Source organism: Rathayibacter sp. AC451 (assembly GCF_979253095.1).
Map to the genome: position 1 here is coordinate 3,635,595 of NZ_CEEDBD010000001.1, position 18,273 is coordinate 3,653,867.

The following is an 18,273-nucleotide window of genomic DNA, read 5'->3' on the forward strand; positions in this document are numbered from 1 at the left end:
CGCCCCACGAGGGCGCTCTCCGGCGTGCGCCTGCCCGCGCAGAAACCGAACCCAGGAAGACAGCCATGCCCAAGAACAAGAAGCCCGCCGGCGGACGCCCCGCCAAGAACTTCGAGCCCAACCGCTTCGGCGCGTCCAGCGGCAAGTCGCAGCTCGGAGGCCGCTCGCGCTTCCCCGCGGCCAAGCCCGGCGCGCGCAGCGAGGGCCACCGCGGCTACCGCCCCGTCGACGAGAACGCGCCCAAGAAGGCGCGCTGGAACGCCGACGAGCGCGCCGCCCGCGCCGACGAGCGCACCGAGCGTCCGGCGCGGTCCTACGACCGCGACGACCGTCCCGCGCGCTCGTACGACCGCAGCGAGCGCCCGGCGCGCTCGTTCGACCGCGACGACCGTCCGGCTCGTTCGGCGGACCGCGGTGAGCGTCCCGTCCGCTCCTACGACCGCAGCGAGCGCCCGGCGCGCTCGTTCGACCGCGACGACCGTCCGGCTCGTTCGGCGGACCGCGGCGAGCGTCCCATCCGCTCCTACGACCGCAGCGAGCGCCCCGCGCGCTCGTTCGATCGCACGGACCGCCCGGCGCGCTCGTTCGACCGCGACGACCGTCCCGCGCGCTCGGCGGACCGCGGCGAGCGTCCTGCCCGCTCCTACGACCGCAGCGAGCGTCCTGCCCGTTCGTCCGACCGCACCGAGCGCCCCACCCGCTCCTACGACCGCACCGAGCGCAGTGACCGTCCTGCGCGTTCGTTCGACCGCAGCGACCGTCCGGCCCGCTCCTTCGACCGCAGCGACCGTCCGGCCCGCTCCTTCGACCGCACCGACCGTCCGGCCCGCTCCTTCGACCGCACCGACCGTCCGGCCCGCTCGTTCGACCGCGACGAGCGCCCCGCCCGCACCGAGCGCCCCGCCCGCACCGAGCGCCCCGCCCGCACCGAGCGCCCCGCCCGCACGTCGTACGACCGCAATGACCGGAGCGACCGCGGCCCCCGCCGCGACTCCTCGGACTTCTACCCCTCGCGCGACACCCGCGGCTCGCACCAGGTCGACGACGTCGTCCTCGAGCGCCTCGAGGCGACCGCGACCCTGGCCGTCGACGTCGAGGGCGTGTCGTTCGGCGACCTCGGCCTCGGCGCCAACATCGTCCGTCAGCTGACCTCGATGGGAGCGGCCGCGCCGTTCCCGATCCAGGCCGCCACGATCCCCGAGGTGCTCCGCGGCAAGGACGTCCTCGGCCGCGGCAAGACCGGCTCCGGCAAGACCATCGCGTTCGGCGCGCCGGTCGTCGAGCGCCTGATGGAGAACAACGGGGGCAAGGACCGCAAGCAGGGCCGCGCCCCCCGCGCCCTCATCCTCGCCCCCACCCGCGAGCTCGCGATGCAGATCGACCGCACGGTTCAGCCCATCGCGCGCTCCGTCGGCCTCTTCACCACGACGATCTTCGGCGGCGTGCCCCAGTACAAGCAGGTCGGCGCCCTCCAGCGCGGAGTCGACATCGTCATCGCGACGCCGGGCCGTCTCGAGGACCTCGTCGAGCAGGGCCGCCTCGACCTCTCGAAGGTGACCATCACGGTCCTCGACGAGGCCGACCACATGTGCGACCTCGGCTTCCTCGAGCCGGTGCAGCGGATCCTCCGCCGCACCGCGACCGGCGGACAGCGCCTGCTCTTCTCGGCCACCCTCGACAAGGGCGTCGCGACGCTCGTCGACGAGTTCCTCGTCGAGCCGAGCGTGCACGAGGTCGCCGGCGAGGACCAGGCGTCCTCGACCATCGACCACCGCGTCCTGGTGATCGAGCACCGCGACAAGGGCGCGATCATCGAGCAGCTCGCCGCGCGCGAGGGCAAGACGCTGATCTTCGCCCGCACCCGCGCGTTCGCCGAGCAGCTCGCGGAGCAGCTGGAGCACGCGGACATCCCCGCGACGAGCCTGCACGGCGACCTCAACCAGTCGCGCCGCACGCGCAACCTGGCGATGCTCACCAGCGGACGCGTCGACGTGCTCGTCGCCACCGATGTCGCCGCCCGCGGCATCCACGTCGACGACATCGACCTGGTGATCCAGGCCGACGCGCCGGACGAGTACAAGACGTACCTGCACCGCTCCGGCCGCACCGGCCGCGCAGGCAAGAAGGGCACCGTCGTGACCCTGATCACGCGCAACCGCCGCCACCGCATGGAGGAGCTGCTCGAGCGCGCCGAGATCGAGGCGGACATGGAGCAGGCCTTCCCCGGTGACCGCGTGCTCGCCGAGATCAGCGCCGCCGCCGAGTAGGGCGTCGCACGACGAAGAGGCGCGGACTCCCCACGGGGTCCGCGCCTCTTCTGGTCGGTGCGGGCACCGGTGCGCTCCGCGTCGTGCGCGCAGCAACGCCGAAGGGCGGACACCTCGCGGTGCCCGCCCTTCGGCGTTCTCAGCAGTCGGAGACTGCGGACTGCTTACGCAGCCGGCATCAGGACCGTGTCGATGAGGTACACGGTCGCGTTGGCGGTCTGCACGCCACCGCAGATGACCGACGCGTCGTTCACCTTGATGTCGTCGCCGGAGCCGGTGACGGTGAGGTCGGTCCCCTGGACGGTGGTCTGGGTGCCCTCGATGTCATCGGGGGTGATCTGGCCGGGGACGACGTGGTAGGTCAGGACCGACGAGAGCGTCTCGGCGCCCTCGGGGGTCGCCAGCAGTTCGAGGGTCGCGGCGTCGAGCTTCGCGAAGGCGTCGTCGACGGGGGCGAAGACGGTGAACTCGCTGCCGTTCAGCGTGTCGACGAGGTTCACGTCGGGGTTGAGCTGGCCCGAGACCGCGGCGGTCAGGGTCTTGAGGAGCGGGTTGTTCGACGCGGCGGTCGCGACCGGGTCGAGGGCCATGCCGGCGACCGAGCCGGCGCCGTCGGGGACGGTCTCGGCGTAGGTGGCGCAGCCGGGGCCGACGAGGTTCGCGGCCGGGTCCATGGTCTCCATGGGCGTCGAGGACTCCATCGGCGTGGAGGACGACATCGACTCCTCGGTGGACTCGGTGGTCGAGCCGCTGCCGCTGGAGCAGGCGGTGAGGCCGAGGGTCGCGATGCTGATGAGGGCGAATGCGGCGAAAGTGGTGCGCTTGGTGGTTCGCATGATGTTTCTCCTTCGTGAGACGGTCCCGGTGACGGGTTCCGTTGTCCTGGTCGTACAAGGGGGTTGTTGCTGTGTGGACCGTTTCGCGGCCGTTGACATGTCTTCGGAGCCCTGCCCAGGGGGGTTTGGAACGGATCGGAGAAGTTCGGTAACGGCTTCGTAACGGCGCCGCCGAGCATCCTCGACCGCCCGGAACCTCGTCTCGGCGTGCAGGCGCGTCGATTACCCTGGAAGCCGCTCGCCCTCGCGGGCGCTGGCGCGCGGTCACCATCAGGGGCCGCCCGGACGAGGAACGGGGCCGCAGGTGCACACCAGGTGGGCGCGAGTCGCGCGGGGCCTCGCCGCCGCCGTCGCCGCGACCGTCACCGCCGCCGCCTCGCACACCCTCGCGGGAGCCCACGCGCCATCGCCGGCGATCCTCGCGCTGACCTCCGCGTTCGCCGCGGTCGTCTGCGTGCTCCTCGCGGGACGCACCCTCTCGCTCCTGCGGCTGTCCGTCTCCGTCCTGCTCAGCCAGCTCGCCTTCCACGGGCTCTTCCTCACGGGCGGCGGCGAGGTGAGTGTCGTCGGCACCACCGCATCGGGAGCGCACTTCCACGACGGATCGACGCTCGAGCTCGTCGCGGCCGGGAGCGGTCATGCCGCCCACTCCGTCCCGATGACCCTCGCGCACCTCGTCGCGGCCGTCCTCACCATCGCCGCCGTGCGTCGCGGCGAGGCCCTCTTCTTCTCTCTCGGCGAGCGGCTGGTGCGCATCGTCGTGCGCGCCCTGGCCCGCGCCTCGGCGGTCCTGCTCGGACCCGTCGGCCCCTCGGTCGCCGTGACGGGCGCCCCGGAGCCGCGGTCCCCGCGTCCACTCGACGCGGTGCTGACGCATCTGCGGCACCGCGGTCCGCCGCGGCGCGTCCTGCACGCCGTCTGACACCGCTCCGTCCCGGGGCGCGTGCTCGGCCGGCGTCCACCCGCGCGCACCGCATCCCCGCGCTGCGCATCCGGACGCCCGGCGATCGCCGGCACCCTCAAGGACCCGAGATCATGAACTCCTCCACCCGCACCTCCTCGACCCGCACCTCTTCCACCCGCACCTCGGCCGCGCGCCCCTCCTCTCGTCTCCGCCTCGTCGGCAGCGGCGCGCTGGTGGCCGCCGGTTCCGTCGCACTGGCACTCGCCGCACCGACCGCCGCCAGCGCCCATGTGAGCGCCACGGCGAGCACCACGGCCGCCGGCGCGTACACCGTCGTCACGTTCTCCCTCGCGCACGGCTGCGAGGGATCGCCGACGACCGGCCTCACCATCACGATCCCGGACGGGATCAACTCGGTCAGCCCGACCGTGAACCCCAACTGGGACGTCGCGAAGAACGAGGTTCAGCTCGCCGAGCCGATCACCGACTCGCACGGCGCCTCCGTCACCGAGCGCGTCTCGGACGTCGTCTACACCGCGAGGACCCCGCTCGCGGACGGCTTCCGCGACACCGTCTCGCTGCAGCTGCAGCTCCCGGAGGACGCGGCCGGTGACGCCCTCGCGTTCCCGGTCCTGCAGACCTGCGAGACCGGCTCGACCGCGTGGGACCAGCCGACCGTCGAGGGTGAGGACGAGCCCGAGCTGCCCGCTCCCGTCGTCGCGGTGACCGCGGCGGAGGACGGTGCAGGCCACCACGGCAGCGGCTCCGACTCGCACGAGGACGAGGAGACCGCCGAGGCCACGACCGCGTCCTCGACCAGCGCAGCGGGCGGGGCCGACGTCGTCGCCCGCGTCCTCGGAGTCGGCGGTCTCGTCGTCGGCGCGGTCGGAGTCGCCGTCGCGCTCGCGTCGCGTCGTCGCGGCCCGAAGGCGTCCGCGTGATCCTGCGCCGCACCTCCCGTGTCGCCGCCGCCGCGATCGCACTCGGCCTCGCCGGTGCGGTCGCGGTGGCGGCGCCCGCCAGCGCCCACAACTACCTCGTCTCGAGCTCGCCCGCGGCGGACGCCGTCGTGACGGAGCAGCCCGGGACGCTGAGCGTCACCACCAACGACGACCTGCTCGTCCTCGGAGACGACGGACGCGCGGCGGGGCTGCGCGTCATCGGTCCCGACGGGCTGTACTACGGCGACGGCTGCGTCACGGTCCTCGGACCCGAGGCCTCCATGCCGCTCGAGCTCGGCGCCGCGGGCACCTACGACGCGACCTGGCAGGTCGTGTCGACCGACGGCCATCCGGTGTCGGGCGAGTACTCGTTCGACTGGCAGCCGGCGGACGGAGTGGCCGTCGCCGACGGCTCCGAGACGGTGCCTGACTGCAACGGCACCGTCGACGTCTCGGGCGCCGCCGCTCCTGCCGAGGACGGTTCCGACGCGGCGGCGCCCTCCGGAGCCGATGCGGTGCCGATCGGCGACGTGCTCTGGATCGGCGGTGCGCTCGTCGCGGTCGTCGCCGCCGTCGGAGTGACACTGCTGGTGCTGCGCCGCCGCCCGCAGGCGTAGGGGGCGTCCCCGCGCCGACCGGGTCGCTCATCCGGAGGGGCACCGAGCCCTCCGGACGCCGGTCGGCGCGGGGTACTCAGCGCGGGGTGCCGCGCTCAGCGCAGCAGAGCCGCCAGCGGGCCCCCGTCGAGGTCGGCCAGGACCGCCGCGGCGTCCTCGTAGACCGCGACGGCGCCCGCCTCGCGGAGCTCGTGCTCGCCCGTTCCGCCCGACAGCACGGCGACCGTCGCGAGGCCCGCCCGCTCGGCCGACAGCACGTCCCAGGAGGCGTCGCCCACCATGATCGCGTCGTCCGGGCCGGCGCCCGCCCGCTCCAGGGCGATCGCGATGATGCCCGGGTCGGGCTTCGCCGTGTCGACGTCCTCCCCGCTCGTCACCGCGTGCACGGCGTCGCCGAGGTCGAGGACCTCGAGCAGCAGGTCGAGCTCCTGCTGGGGAGCGGAGGTCACGAGGACCACGTGCACGCCGCGTCCCGCGATCTCCCGGATCAGCTCCCGCGCCCCGGGGAGGAGGGTCAAGCGTGCGCCGAGCTCGGCGTAGTTCTTCGCGTGCAGGGTCTTCAGCTGCGAGCGGGTGGCGTCGTCGACGTCGTCCTCGGTGAGCATGCCGATCAGCTCCGAGGAGTCGGCGCCGATCGCGCGCTGGATGCGCCAAGCCGGCACCTCGAGATCGCACTGCCAGAACGCTCGCGCCCACGCCTCGATGTGCAGGAAGTTGGAGTCGACGAGCGTGCCGTCGATGTCGAAGAGGACCGCGGTGGTGCGCGGGGTGCCGGTGCTCGTGCCTGTGCTCGTGCCTGTGCTCGTGCCTGTGCTCGTGCCGGAGCCGGTGCCGGTGCCGGTGCTCGTGCTGTTCTCGCTCATGCTCGTGTCGTCCTCCGGAGTCGTCGGACCCGGCGTCGTCACCAGGCGGAGATCGGCACGCTACTCCCCGACGAGGGTCGGGCAGGACCCCTTGCCCCAGACCTGTTCCCACAGACCTCTTCCCACAGACGCAATGTCACGGCCGCGTTGCCGCGGACAGCCTGCCGCGGACCGCTCCGCATCGGTTCTGCTCCGCACCGCTCGGCTCCGCACCGCTCTGCACCGCTCGGCTCCGCACCGCTCCGCACCGCACCGCACCGCACCGCACCGCTCCGCGTCGGTCGCCTCGCACACCGCGCTGCGGTCACCGCGATCGTCATCCCTCCGTCGCGCGCCGACTAGAACGGTGGGGCCCCCTCCACAGCAGTGCTGACCTGTTCGCGCCAGAGGTCGGCCGGCGGCTCCGGTTCCTCCGGTCGGGTGAGGTACCGCCGTCCCGTCGGGCTCGTCCACTCGAGGATGCCGCCCGGACCGTGGCGTACCGACCATCTGCTCGTGTGCCGGAGACGGTGGTGGTGCCGGCAGAGGTGGGCGAGGTTGTCGGCGTCGGTGCGTCCACCGTGCTGCCACTCGACGCCGTGGTCGACGTCGCTGTCCGAGGCCGAGCGTGTGCAGCCGGGGAAGCGGCAGGTCCGATCCCGCAGCGCGAGCGCCCGGCGGAGGTCGGCGGGGGGCCGGTAGGAGGTGCGCCCGACCGAGAGGACCGCTCCGCTCTCGGGGTGGGTGAGGATCCGGGTGAAGGAGGGAGCCTGTGCAGCGAGGCGTCTCGCGGTCCGGGCATCGACGGGTCCGTACCCCTCGAGCACGCCGGGTTCCTCCGAGCGGCCGAGCAGGGTCAGGACGGGGACCGTCACCGCGACGCGGGGACGGATGCCGCGCGGAACGGCGGCCGCCGGTCGCGAGCCGTCGGGACGCTCGCCGATCTCGCCGTCGAGCAGGAGCGCCGTGCCGACGTCGGCGCGCAGCTGCGGGAGGGAGCGCGACTCGTCCGGCGCCTCCTCCAGTGCGCGGGCAGCGCGATCGATGCGGTCGAAGGCGCCGTGCGCTTCGGGTGCCGGCAGGTGCAGGTGCAGCGTCGCCATGCCGTCGAGCTCTCCGTCGAGCCAGACCCCGCGCCGGGCGGCGCACCGCTGGTGCCGTGCCGTCAGCGATTCCGGATGCAGCCGCTCGCGGACGAGGCGCAGGCGGCGTCGCAGCTGCGGCGGAGTGCACTCGGCGGCGATCCGCGCCGCCTCCTCGTCGAAGCGCCCGCGCACCTCGACAGGCAGATCCAGCGCCGCCCGCACGACGACGCGGGCGTGCTCGGGAGCGATGACCGCCTCCCGCAGCGCCGTCAGCGTCTGCGGGAGCTCGTTCACGAGCATCCGGCTCTCCTCGACGAGTGCCGAGGCGAGCGACTCCGCGACCCGCATCCCGGTCGCGAGCTCCGCCACCAGGGCCCGCATCGCCGCCTCCTCGCGCTCGACGTGCGCCTGCACGTGCGGGTCGACGAGCGCCTCCGGCAACGCCATCGCCGTGCGCCGCGCGAGCTCGATCAGCTCGGCGCGCTGCGCCTCGGCCCGCGCGCGGAACGCATCGACCGCGCACGCCGCCCCGACGGCGGCGACGAGGGCGTCGTCGAAGCACTCGCGCACGCTCGGGCCGCCGCCCGCGGGCCTCGCCTCGACATCCAGAAGAACCATACGAGGATGAGACCACGGACCACCGACACGGGCCGGACGATCACGCCACCGCGGAGTCGCTTCGCGCCACGACCGCTCGCGGTGGCCCGACAGCGCGTGCGAGCCCTACCGCACCCGCCTCGGCACCGTGAACACCGTCTCGACCCCGCGCGAGTACAGCACCGAGTCCGGCGCCCTTCCGCCGATCCCCGGGAACCCGGCCGCCGCCAGCAGCCCGTCGTCCAGCGACAGCAGCTCGGCCCGCTGCAGCGGCCACGGCCGGTGCAGATTGCGTCCGTACCACGTCGATCCCAGGTGGGTCTCGTGGTATGCCCAGCGAGAGGTCAGGAACGAGGCGAGCGGATCCTCCGCCGCCGATCCCGGGACGGGGCGCACCGCGATGCGCGAGCGCGCGGCCGGCTCTCCGATCCGCGAGGTCTCGTAGATCACGGCGCCGTGGCGGTGCTCGATGCTCATCCGCGCCCACTGGTAGGGCAGCCCGAACACGGCCTGCGCGGTGAGCACGGGCAGCAGGTGCGACGCCTCGAGCGAGACGAAGACGACTCCGCGGCGTCCCTGCGCGTCGACGGAGTAGAGGCGCACGTTGACCTCGGGGAAGGTGCCCAACCACGGCACGCGCGGACCACCCAGGAACGCGGTGCGCGAGAGGCGGAACGGGATCAGCCCGACCCAGGAGGAGCCGTCGTGCTCGTCCGGACGGACGCCGCGGGGCAGGTGCGGCGCCACGAGCGACGGATCCACCCGCCAGTGCAGGAAGGCGGCCTCGGTCCAGCGCTGGCGGAGGATCCGCGGCCCGCCGAGCGGGGGAGCGGAGCGGGTCACGGGTTCGAGGGCAGGCACCCGCCCATGGTGGACCCGCGTGCTGCGAACCGGCCGCACCGCGCCACGCCCGCGCGCGGCTCCGGACGGGCACGGCTCCGGACGCGCGCGGCTCCGCCCGGGCACCGCGGGGCCCGACGCACCCGGCACGCCCAGGCGGCCCCAGCCCGTCCCCGCCCCGCGCACAGCCTCCCTCCTGACACCCCGGGATACACTTGCCGGACGTTCATCCAGAGTCGGCGCCGCGCGCCAGGAACGGTGAGGAACCCTGATGACCGAGGCCCTGCAGCCGCCCGTCCAGAACGCTCTGTCGCTCACCCCGCCGGAGCCCGTGGCCGCCGTGCCCACCACCTCGGCGCCCTCGATCGCGCCGAAGGTCCCGGAGCAGGCGCTGCCCGGCCTCGAGGCGAAGGTCGACGGCTACCTCGCGTCGCTCCTGCAGTCCGAGGCGCGCAGCCCCGAGTTCGCGGCGAAGGCCAACGACATCCGCACGATGGGCGACGCCGACATCCGCTCGGCGGCCGACTCCTCCAACCGGCTGCTGAAGGCGCCCGTGCGCGCGCTGCAGGAGGGCGGTCTGAGCGAGGGCTCGACCATCGGCCGGACGCTGCTGGAGCTGCGCCGCACGGTCGAGGACCTCGACCCGTCCGAGGACAACGTGCAGAAGAAGATCCTCGGCTTCATCCCCTTCGGCAACAAGATCACCGACTACTTCCGCCGCTACGAGAGCGCGCAGACCCACCTCAACGCCATCATCCAGGCGCTCTACGACGGGCAGGACGAGCTCCGCAAGGACAACGCCGCGCTCAACCTCGAGAAGCAGCACCTGTGGGAGACGATGACGCGTCTCAACGAGTACATCTACGTCGCCGAGCGGCTCGACGTGAAGCTGTCGGCGAAGATCGCCGAGCTCGACGCGACCGACCCGGACCGCGCCCGGGCGCTGCGCGAGGACGTACTCTTCTACGCGCGGCAGAAGCACCAGGACCTCCTGACCCAGCTGGCCGTGTCGATCCAGGGCTACCTGGCGATCGACGTGGTGATCAAGAACAACGTCGAGCTGATCAAGGGCGTCGACCGCGCCACGACCACGACCGTCTCGGCGCTGCGCACCGCGGTCATCGTCGCGCAGGCGCTGGCGAACCAGCGCCTCGTGCTCGACCAGATCACGGCGCTCAACACGACCACCTCGAACATGATCGAGGCGACGTCGCGGATGCTCGCCGAGCAGTCGGCGAACATCCAGTCGCAGGCCGCCTCGGCCACGGTCGGGCTCCCGCAGCTGCAGGCCGCGTTCGCGAACATCTACCAGACGATGGACTCGATCTCGGACTTCAAGATCAAGGCGCTCGACAGCATGGCGCAGACGGTCGGCGTGCTGCAGACCGAGACGGCCAAGGCCGGCGAGTACGTCGAGCGGGCGCGCCGCAGCAACTCCGACATCGACGCGGCCTCCTCGCTCGATCTCGGCCGCTAGGAGTCGGGATGGGCTGGCTGTCGCGCCTGTTCGGCGGCTCCGATCCCGCGCCGGTGGAGGCGCCGGTCGTCCTCCCCTCGGCTCCCACGAGCGACGACATCCTGGCGTCGCTCGACCGGGTGAGGGCCGAGACGGAGGGGCGGGTCGCGCCGTCGGTCGCCGCGCGCATCCGCCGCATCGACGAGACCGTGCGCGAGATGGTGCCGCGGCTGGACCGCCTCGGCGGCATGAGCCAGCAGGGTCACACGGTCGTCGCGACCGCCACCAGCTACCTGCCCGAGGCGGTGGAGGGCTACCTCCGACTGCCGCGCGATTTCGCCGACCGCCGCGCTGTCTACAAGGGGAAGACCTCGCTGATGATCCTGACCGACCAGCTCGACATCCTCGGGGGCACCCTCGACCGCATCTCGGACGCCGTCTCGCGCCAGGACGCGTCGGCGCTCATCGCGCACGGGCAGTTCCTGGCGGAGAAGTTCTCGGAGTCGTCGCTCAGCAGCGCACTGGACTCGGGTACCGCCGCCCCCGCTCAGCCCTCGCAGCAGTCCGGCCCGCTGACCCCGCCGAGCGCCTCGTGACCGCGCTCGCCTCGGCGCTCGACGCGCTCGTGCTCACCGGATCCGCCGCCGGACTCGACGCCGGCGCCGTCCGCGACGAGGGCGCCCGGCTCGCGGCCGCCGTCGCCGAGTCGATCACCGGAGCCGGCCACGACTGGCTCTCGGCCACCGGCACGTCCGGCGGACTCGAGGCCTTCTTCACCGCCGCCTCGAGCGCCCGGCGCTGGCGGAGCGGCCCGACCGACCACCTCGCGGCCCTCGTCCGCGCAGGATCCGAGCGCGCGTCCGCCTACGCCCGCGCGCTGACCGAGGTCGTCTCGGCCGCGAGCGCACTGGGCGAACCGGGCATCGGAGGCATCGCCGCCGCGTCCGCGACCGCCGCGGCCCAGCTCGGCGCGATCCCCCGGCAGCAGGAGGAGCCGCGCCCGCCGGCTCCCGCTCCGACCGCGTCCGGCTTCCCGGCGCCCTCCCTCCTTCCCCAGGGTGTGCCCGGGATCGACGAGATCCTCGCGCGCCTGCGCCGCACCGAGCACGACGGCCCGCAGGACGAGCCGGGCGGCCCCGTCGCCGCCGCACCCTCCGCCGCGCCAGTCGAGGAGCCCGAGCCCGAGGAGCTCGAGCCGCCCGAGTCGATCGAGGACCTGATGGCCGAGCTCGACGCCCTGATCGGCCTGGACCGGGTGAAGAGCGAGATCAAGCGGCAGACGCAGCTGCTCCGGATCGACACCCTGCGCCAGGCCGCGGGACTCACCACTCCGACGCTGACCCGCCACCTCGTCTTCACCGGCAACCCCGGCACAGGCAAGACCACGGTCGCCCGGCTCGTCTCGCGCATCTACCGCTCGCTCGGCATCCTCTCGAAGGGCGTGCTCGTCGAGGTCGACCGCTCGGAGCTGGTCGCCGGCTACCTGGGGCAGACCGCGACGAAGACCGCCGAGGTCATCGCGTCGGCCCGCGGCGGCGTGCTGTTCATCGACGAGGCCTACGCGCTCGCACTCGACCAGTACGGCGCCGAGGCGGTCACGACCTTGGTGAAGGACATGGAGGACCACCGCGGCGACCTCGTCGTGATCGTGGCGGGCTACTCCGGACCCATGCAGGGCTTCCTCGACACGAACCCCGGTCTGGCGAGTCGCTTCTCGACCACGATCGACTTCGCCGATTACACCGACGACGAGCTGTCGGCGATCTTCGCGCGGCTCGCGGCCTCGGCCGACTTCGAGCCGACCCGGGAGGCGGTCGCGGCCTTCGCCGAGCTCGCCGCGGCTCAGCAGCGGACGGAGGCGTTCGGCAACGGCCGCTGGGTGCGCAACGTGCTCGACGCGGCGATCGCCGGGCACGCGTGGCGACTGCGCGACGTCGAGGAGCCGACGCCCGACGACCTCCGGATCCTGGAGCCCGAGGACATCACCGAGAGCGCCGAGGCGGCGGACCCCGTGCCCGACCCCGATCCGGACCCCGATCCGGAACTCGCGCCCGACGCCCCGCAGACGGAGGAGACCGCATGAGCACCGCTCCCGCGTCGCGTCCCGCCGCACCGCCCGTGCAGCGGGCCCCGGCGCCGCCCCTCGTGCAGGTCGCGAACCTCCCCGCCCCGAAGCGGCCGTCGCTGCTCGCCCGCGCGACGTCGACCACTCCGCGCCTCTTCCGCACCCTCCTGGTCCTCACCGCGCTCGCCGCGGTGCTGTTCGGACTCTTCGCCCAGCAGACCGGAGCGCTGCAGGCGCGCGCCGCGGCCGAGGCGCGGGCGCAGTCGGCGCAGCTCGTCGGCGTGCAGCAGGTGCGCAACCTCCTCGTCGACGCGAACGCGATCGCGGCGAACACGTTCCTCGTGGGCGGCCTGGAGCCGGCGGAGCAGCGGCAGCAGTACAGCGACAGCCTCGCCGCAGCGACGTCGCGGCTGACCGAGCTCGCGGCGGCCGAGCCGGAGGACGCGGCGGTGCTCGCGGCGATCGCCACGAAGGTCGCGACCTACAGCGGTCTCGTCGAGCAGGCGCGCGCGAACAACCGTCAGGGCTTCCCCGTCGGATCGGCCTACCTCGATCAGGCGTCGTCCGTGCTGACGGACACCGGGGACGGGGTCCTCGAGGACCTCAACGGCCTCGTCACCACCGGCGCCGACCGGGTCGCGAGCGCCTACGACACCGTGCGCTTCAGCGTCCTGCTGATGATCGGCTCCCTCCTGATGCTGCTCGTGCTCGTGGCGGCGCAGATCGCGCTCGCCCGGCGCACGCACCGCTACCTGAACCGGCCGCTGGCGACCGCCACCGCACTGCTGGTGATCCTGGGCATCGCGGGCACCGCGGTCTACGGAGTCGCCGCCTCGAACGCGGCGACGGTGCGCGCCGAGAGCTACCGCGCCACCCTCGCCGTCTCGCAAGCGCTGACCGCGGCGACCGACGCGAAGTCGCTCGAGAGCTTCACCCTCATCAAGCGCGGCTCCGGAGCGGCGCTCGAGGCCGAGTTCCAGGCGGCGGCGGGGGAGGCCGAGCGCCAGCTGCAGGAGGGCATCGAGAGCGGCATCGTCGACGGAGCGCTGCTGACCGGGCTCCAGGACTGGCTCGCGCGGCACGACGAGATCCGCGCGGCCGACGAGGACGGACGCTGGGACGACGCCGTCCGGCTGGCGGTCTCGACCGAGCCCGGCTCGGCCAACACCGCCTTCAGGACGTTCCAGGTCGACGCGCGCGAGGCGGTCCGCACCGACGCCGCGACGGCCTCCTCGACGCTGGGCGACTGGGGCGGCATCTCGTCGCTCACCTCCTGGGTCCTGCTGGCCGCCGGGCTGGTGGGGGCGGTCCTCGCCTGGCGGGGCGTCTCGCAGCGACTGGAGGAGTACCGATGAACCGGATCCGCACCGCGGCCTTCGCGCTGCTCACCGCGGCGGTCCTCGCCGTCTCGGGCTGCACCACGGGGGCCGACGACCTCGGCACGCTGGTGTCGGACCAGGCCGCGACCGCGACCCCCGCTCCGACCACGACCGCCGCGCCGCCGACCACGGACTGCACGCCGTCGGCCACCACCTCCTACGCCCCGACGGGCGTCACCGACAGTGCGACCCTGACCGAGATCCGCGACCGCGGCTCGCTCCGCGTCGGCGTCTCGGCCGACACCCTCCTGATGAGCGCCCGCAATCCGCTCACGGGCACGATCGAGGGCTTCGACATCGACATCGCCCGGGAGATCGCGCGGGCGATCCTCGGGAACCCCGATGCGATCACGTTCGTGGTCATCACCTCGGCCCAGCGGCTGCCGGCGCTCACGGGCGGCGAGGGCGCTCCCCAGGTCGACATGGTCGCCCGCACGCTCACGATGACCTGCGACCGCTGGAGCACGATCGCGTTCTCCTCCGAGTACTACGGGGCGGGTCTGAAGCTGCTCGTCTCCGAGAGCAGCGACGCGGCGGGCATCCAGGATCTCGAGGCCGCCGGGGACCAGCAGGTCTGCGCCCCGCGCGCGACCACGACGCTCAGCCGCCTCGAGAACGAGTACCCGGGAGTCGAGGCCGTGGCCGCCGACACGCACACGCAGTGCCTGGCGCTCTTCCAGGAGGGGTCCGTCGACGCGATCGCCGGCGACGACACGATCCTCGCGGGATTCGTCGCCCAGGACCCGTACGCGAAGGTCATCGGCGATCCGCTGAGCTCCGAGCCCTACGGACTCGGCATGCCCGCCGACGACCCGGACTTCGTGCGCTTCGTGAACGGAGCGCTCGAGAGCATCCGCGCCGACGGCCGCTGGCAGAGCATCTACGACCGCTGGCTGGGCGAGCTCGGCGAGGCCGCGCCGCCCGCGCCGGTCTACGGACGATGACGCAGTCCGCCGGCGTCGCGGAGGGCACCCCGGTCGCCCCGGGGCGCCTGGGGGAGGCGATCCCGCAGCGCGAGCTGTTCGAGTACCTGGCGGCGCTGACCCGATGGCTCGACCGCACCACGCGCGAGCTCTCGAGACTCGACGCGGCGGCGCTCGCGTCCCCCCAGGCCGACAGCTACACGTCCGACATCGTGCTGGCCCAGTCGCTGCGCGAGTCCGTCACCCGCAGGCTCGCCGAGCTCGAGACCGTCTGGGACTCGGGCCGGGTCGACACGGTCGCCCGGGAGCGGATGTCGCAGCTGATCTGGGGCAGGCTCGACGCGTCGAGCGGGCGCAGCGGCAGCGCGGCGGTCTCGCTCGTCGAGGCGGTGCGCCTCTGCGACGCCGTCGTGGCGCAGCTGAAGTCCCGGCTGGAGTTCGATCCGAGCGGCACCGATGTCGCGGGCCGGATCGTCGGGGTCCGCGCCGAGATCGAGCGCTGCCGGGATCTGACCCGGGACGCCCGCGGAGTCGTCGACCGGCCCGCCGCCGAGCGCGTCGCCGTGCTGCGCTCCCGCTTGGACGCCCTCGCCGAGAAGGCGGGCCGCGGCGCGGACGTGTCCGGTCCGCTCGGGCAGCTCGAGAACGACTCCGCCCGGCTCGAGCGCGACCTGATCATCGCGGCCTCGCAGCGCCGAGGACTCGAGCGCGACCGCCTGCGCGCGCAGGAGCTGGCCGAGGCGGCGGAGCGCCGCGAGGCCCCGCTCCGGGAGCTGGTGGCGCGCTGCCGGCGCGAGATCGCGGATCCGCCCCGCCTCGCCGTGCCCGACGTCTCGCGCCTGGGGGAGCCGCCCGCTGACCGCGAGGGCCTGGATCAATACCTCGCCCGTCTGACCGCCGTCGGCCGGGCGTTCGACGCCGTCGAGGCCGCGTACACCTCGCCGCTGCGCGAGCGGGCGGCGCTCGGCTTCCGCCTCCGCGCCCTCCGCGAGCGCGCCGACGGCAACGGACGCGCCTCGACCGCGACCGGCCGGGCCGCCGAGGAGGAGGTCCGCGCCGCGCTGGAGGCCGTGCCCTGCTCCGTGCCGCTCGCGCGCCACTTCGTCGAGCAGTACGACGTCGTCACCCGAGATCTGCCGCACCACCGGAAGGCCACCCCATGAACGGCGAACCCTGCACCGCGACTCCGGGCTGCACCGGGACGATCGAGGACGGCTACTGCAACGTCTGCGGGTCGCCGCCCGCGAGCGGCGCCGCGGCTCCCGCAGGTCCGGCGGCGTCCACCCCGACCGCGCGCCGCCCCGCTCCCGCCGCTCCGGCCACCGCGTCCGCCGCGTTCGGCACCGGCTTCGTCGAGGGCAGCCCGAACACGTCCGCGCCCGTCGGCTCGAGCACCGAGGAGGCGGCGACCGCGCGCAGCGGCCGCACCTCCTCCGCCCGCCTCGCCACCGCCGCTCTCGGCTCCGCACGCACCGCGCAGACCGGCTCGAAGGTCACCCGCCGCGTCGGCACCACCTCGACCCGCCTGCGGGGGCCGCGCTTGGGCGCCGGGCTGACGTCCGTGCCCTCCCGCCCCGCCGCCGACCCGATGGCCGCGCTCATGACGGAGGCGGTCCTCCCCGAGCGCAAGCGCTTCTGCTCGAACTGCGGCACCGCCGTGGGCCGCGGCCGCGACGGCAAGCCGGGCCGCACCGAAGGCTTCTGCCCCAACTGCCGCACTCCGTTCTCGTTCACCCCGCAGCTGCAGAAGGGCGACGTGGTCGGCGGGCAGTACGAGGTCGTCGGCTGCCTCGCCTACGGCGGACTCGGCTGGATCTACCTCGCGCGCGACCGCAACGTCTCGGGCCGCTGGGTGGTTCTCAAGGGCCTGCTCAACTCGGGCGATCCGGACGCCTACGCCGCCGCCGTCACGGAGCGGCAGTTCCTCGCCGAGGTCGAGCACCCGCTCATCGTCGAGATCTACAACTTCGTGCTGCACGAGGGCGCCGGCTACATCGTGATGGAGTACGTCGGCGGTCCGAGCCTCAAGCAGATCCTCAAGGAGCGGCTGGAGGCGAACGGCGGCAGCGCCGATCCGCTGCCGGTCGACCAGGCGCTCGCGTTCGTGCTCGAGGTCATGCCCGCCTTCGCGTACCTGCACGACCACGGCCTGCTCTACTGCGACTTCAAGCCCGACAACATGATCCAGGTCGGCGACCAGGTGAAGCTGATCGACCTCGGCGGCGTGCGCCGGGCCGACGACGACGCCTCGGCGATCTACGGCACCGTCGGCTACCAGGCGCCGGAGGTGCCCGAGGTCGGCCCGTCGATCGCGTCCGACGTGTACACGATCGGCCGGACCCTCGCCTCGCTCGTGCTGGACTTCCGCGGCAACCAGACGACCTACGTCGCCTCCCTGCCGCCGGTGTCCGAGACGCCGCTGTTCCAGCGCTACGACTCGTTCTACCGTCTCGTGGCGAAGGCGTGCGCGCCCGATCCGCAGGACCGGTTCGCGACGGTCGACGAGATGCGCGGGCAGCTGCTCGGCGTGCTCCGCGAGGTCGTCGCGACCGACCGCGGGCCCGGGCACCCGTCGCTGCACTCGACCGAGTCGGCGCTCTTCGAGGCGCCGGTCGCCGACGTGGTCGACCGTCCGCTGCCGTGGGACGCGCTGCCGCTGCTGAAGATCGACGAGTCCGACGCCGCGAAGGCGTGGCTCGCGGGAGTGAACGTCGCGGATCCCGTCGTGCGCCTGCGCGCCCTCGCGCTCGCTCCGACCACGACGGTGGAGGTGCGGCTCGCGCGGGCCCGAGCGGCGATCGAGGCCGAGCGGTGGGAGGAGGTGACCCGGGCGACCGGCGAGATCCTGTCCGAGGATCCCTGGGAGTGGCGCGCCGTGTGGATGAGCGGTCTCGCGCAGCTCGCGCGCGGCGACGACGTCGGCGCCCGCGCCTCGTTCAACACCGTCTACGGCCAGGTCCCCGGCGAGCTGGCGCCCAAGCTGGCGCTCGCCGCGGCGTGCGAGTCGAGCGGCGAGCCCGAGGTGGCGGAGTCGCTCTACGTGATCTGCGCCCGCTCGGACGCGAACTACACGGCTCCGGCCGCCTTCGGTCTCGCCCGGGTGCGGCAGGCCCGCGGCGACCTCGACGGCGCGCTCGACGCGCTCGACATCGTCACGCCGACGCGCTCCTCCTTCCTCGACGCCCGCCGCCGGCGCGCGGAGCTGCTGGCGGAGTCGGGTCGCGGACTGCCCTCGCTCTCGGCGGCGCTCTCGAGCGTCGACTCGCTCGCGATCGACCCGCGCACCCGGCTCGAGCTGACCACCGGGGTGCTGGAGTCGGCGCTGGAGCTCGTGCGGCGCGACGGACCGGCCGAGGGGGCGATGCTGGGGACCGTGGAAGCGACCGAGCCGGCGATCCGCGACGGACTCGAAGCCTCGTACCGCTCGCTCGCCGCGTCGACCCGGGAGCGCGAGGAGCGCCTCCGACTCGTCGACAGGGCGAACGCCGTGCGGCGCTGGACGCTGACGTGAGCGGGGGAGA

General features: G+C 73.7%; 15 protein-coding genes. 11 read left to right on the forward strand and 4 right to left on the reverse strand.

The features are described 5' to 3' along the window. Window positions 1–65: 65 nt before the first annotated feature. Window positions 66–2,267, forward strand: a complete 2,202-nt coding sequence (locus tag AC0CID_RS17430) for a DEAD/DEAH box helicase (protein ID WP_465227804.1) — start codon at window positions 66–68, stop codon at window positions 2,265–2,267. Window positions 2,268–2,431: 164 nt separating this feature from the next. On the opposite strand, the gene AC0CID_RS17435 is transcribed toward AC0CID_RS17430, so the two are convergent. Beyond that, a complete protein-coding gene (locus tag AC0CID_RS17435; protein ID WP_465227805.1) occupies window positions 2,432–3,103 on the reverse strand; it encodes a fasciclin domain-containing protein in 672 nt (223 codons plus the stop codon). Window positions 3,104–3,407: 304 nt separating this feature from the next. Here AC0CID_RS17435 and AC0CID_RS17440 point away from each other — a divergent pair, with 304 nt between their 5' ends. From AC0CID_RS17440 to AC0CID_RS17450, 3 genes are all read left to right on the forward strand, one after another. After that, the gene (locus AC0CID_RS17440) at window positions 3,408–4,025 is read left to right on the forward strand and encodes a hypothetical protein (protein WP_465227806.1); all 618 of its coding nucleotides are present in this window, start codon (window positions 3,408–3,410) and stop codon (window positions 4,023–4,025) included. Window positions 4,026–4,138: 113 nt separating this feature from the next. Beyond that, a complete protein-coding gene (locus tag AC0CID_RS17445; RefSeq protein ID WP_465227807.1) occupies window positions 4,139–4,948 on the forward strand; it encodes a YcnI family copper-binding membrane protein in 810 nt (269 codons plus the stop codon). Continuing rightward, the gene (locus AC0CID_RS17450) at window positions 4,945–5,565 is read left to right on the forward strand and encodes a copper resistance CopC family protein (RefSeq protein WP_465227808.1); all 621 of its coding nucleotides are present in this window, start codon (window positions 4,945–4,947) and stop codon (window positions 5,563–5,565) included. The genes AC0CID_RS17445 and AC0CID_RS17450 overlap by 4 nt, the downstream gene beginning before the upstream one ends. A 95-nt stretch (window positions 5,566–5,660) precedes the next feature. On the opposite strand, the gene AC0CID_RS17455 is transcribed toward AC0CID_RS17450, so the two are convergent. From AC0CID_RS17455 to AC0CID_RS17465, 3 genes are all read right to left on the reverse strand, one after another. Beyond that, entirely contained in the window at window positions 5,661–6,428 is a 768-nt protein-coding gene (locus AC0CID_RS17455) for an HAD family hydrolase (protein ID WP_465227809.1), read from the reverse strand. A gap of 338 nt (window positions 6,429–6,766) precedes the next feature. Next, window positions 6,767–8,110, reverse strand: a complete 1,344-nt coding sequence (locus AC0CID_RS17460) for an HNH endonuclease signature motif containing protein (protein ID WP_465227810.1) — start codon at window positions 8,108–8,110, stop codon at window positions 6,767–6,769. A 105-nt stretch (window positions 8,111–8,215) separates the two neighbouring features. Beyond that, complete coding sequence (locus tag AC0CID_RS17465; protein WP_465227811.1) at window positions 8,216–8,950, reverse strand: YqjF family protein; 735 nt, start codon at window positions 8,948–8,950, stop codon at window positions 8,216–8,218. 250 nt (window positions 8,951–9,200) lie between these two features. Here AC0CID_RS17465 and AC0CID_RS17470 point away from each other — a divergent pair, with 250 nt between their 5' ends. The 7 genes from AC0CID_RS17470 to AC0CID_RS17500 are packed head-to-tail and all read left to right on the forward strand — an operon-like array spanning window position 9,201 to window position 18,263. After that, window positions 9,201–10,406 carry a toxic anion resistance protein gene (locus tag AC0CID_RS17470; RefSeq protein ID WP_251948237.1) on the forward strand — a complete coding sequence of 402 codons (1,206 nt, stop codon included), beginning with the start codon at window positions 9,201–9,203 and terminating at the stop codon, window positions 10,404–10,406. Between the two features lie 8 nt (window positions 10,407–10,414). Then, window positions 10,415–10,981, forward strand: a complete 567-nt coding sequence (locus AC0CID_RS17475) for a hypothetical protein (RefSeq protein ID WP_465227812.1) — start codon at window positions 10,415–10,417, stop codon at window positions 10,979–10,981. Beyond that, on the forward strand, window positions 10,978–12,468 hold the full coding sequence (locus tag AC0CID_RS17480; RefSeq protein ID WP_465227813.1) for an AAA family ATPase: 1,491 nt from the start codon (window positions 10,978–10,980) through the stop codon (window positions 12,466–12,468). The genes AC0CID_RS17475 and AC0CID_RS17480 overlap by 4 nt, the downstream gene beginning before the upstream one ends. Continuing rightward, the gene (locus tag AC0CID_RS17485; RefSeq protein WP_465227814.1) at window positions 12,465–13,805 is read left to right on the forward strand and encodes a hypothetical protein; all 1,341 of its coding nucleotides are present in this window, start codon (window positions 12,465–12,467) and stop codon (window positions 13,803–13,805) included. The genes AC0CID_RS17480 and AC0CID_RS17485 overlap by 4 nt, the downstream gene beginning before the upstream one ends. Next, window positions 13,802–14,773: a glutamate ABC transporter substrate-binding protein gene (locus tag AC0CID_RS17490; protein ID WP_465227815.1), complete on the forward strand. Its 972-nt coding sequence runs from the start codon at window positions 13,802–13,804 to the stop codon at window positions 14,771–14,773. Before AC0CID_RS17485 ends, AC0CID_RS17490 begins: the two co-directional genes overlap by 4 nt. Continuing rightward, window positions 14,770–15,915 (forward strand): hypothetical protein, encoded by a 1,146-nt coding sequence (locus AC0CID_RS17495; RefSeq protein ID WP_465227816.1) that lies wholly within the window; start codon window positions 14,770–14,772, stop codon window positions 15,913–15,915. The genes AC0CID_RS17490 and AC0CID_RS17495 overlap by 4 nt, the downstream gene beginning before the upstream one ends. Next, entirely contained in the window at window positions 15,912–18,263 is a 2,352-nt protein-coding gene (locus tag AC0CID_RS17500) for a serine/threonine-protein kinase (RefSeq protein WP_465227817.1), read from the forward strand. The genes AC0CID_RS17495 and AC0CID_RS17500 overlap by 4 nt, the downstream gene beginning before the upstream one ends. The last annotated feature ends 10 nt before the right edge of the window (window positions 18,264–18,273 follow it).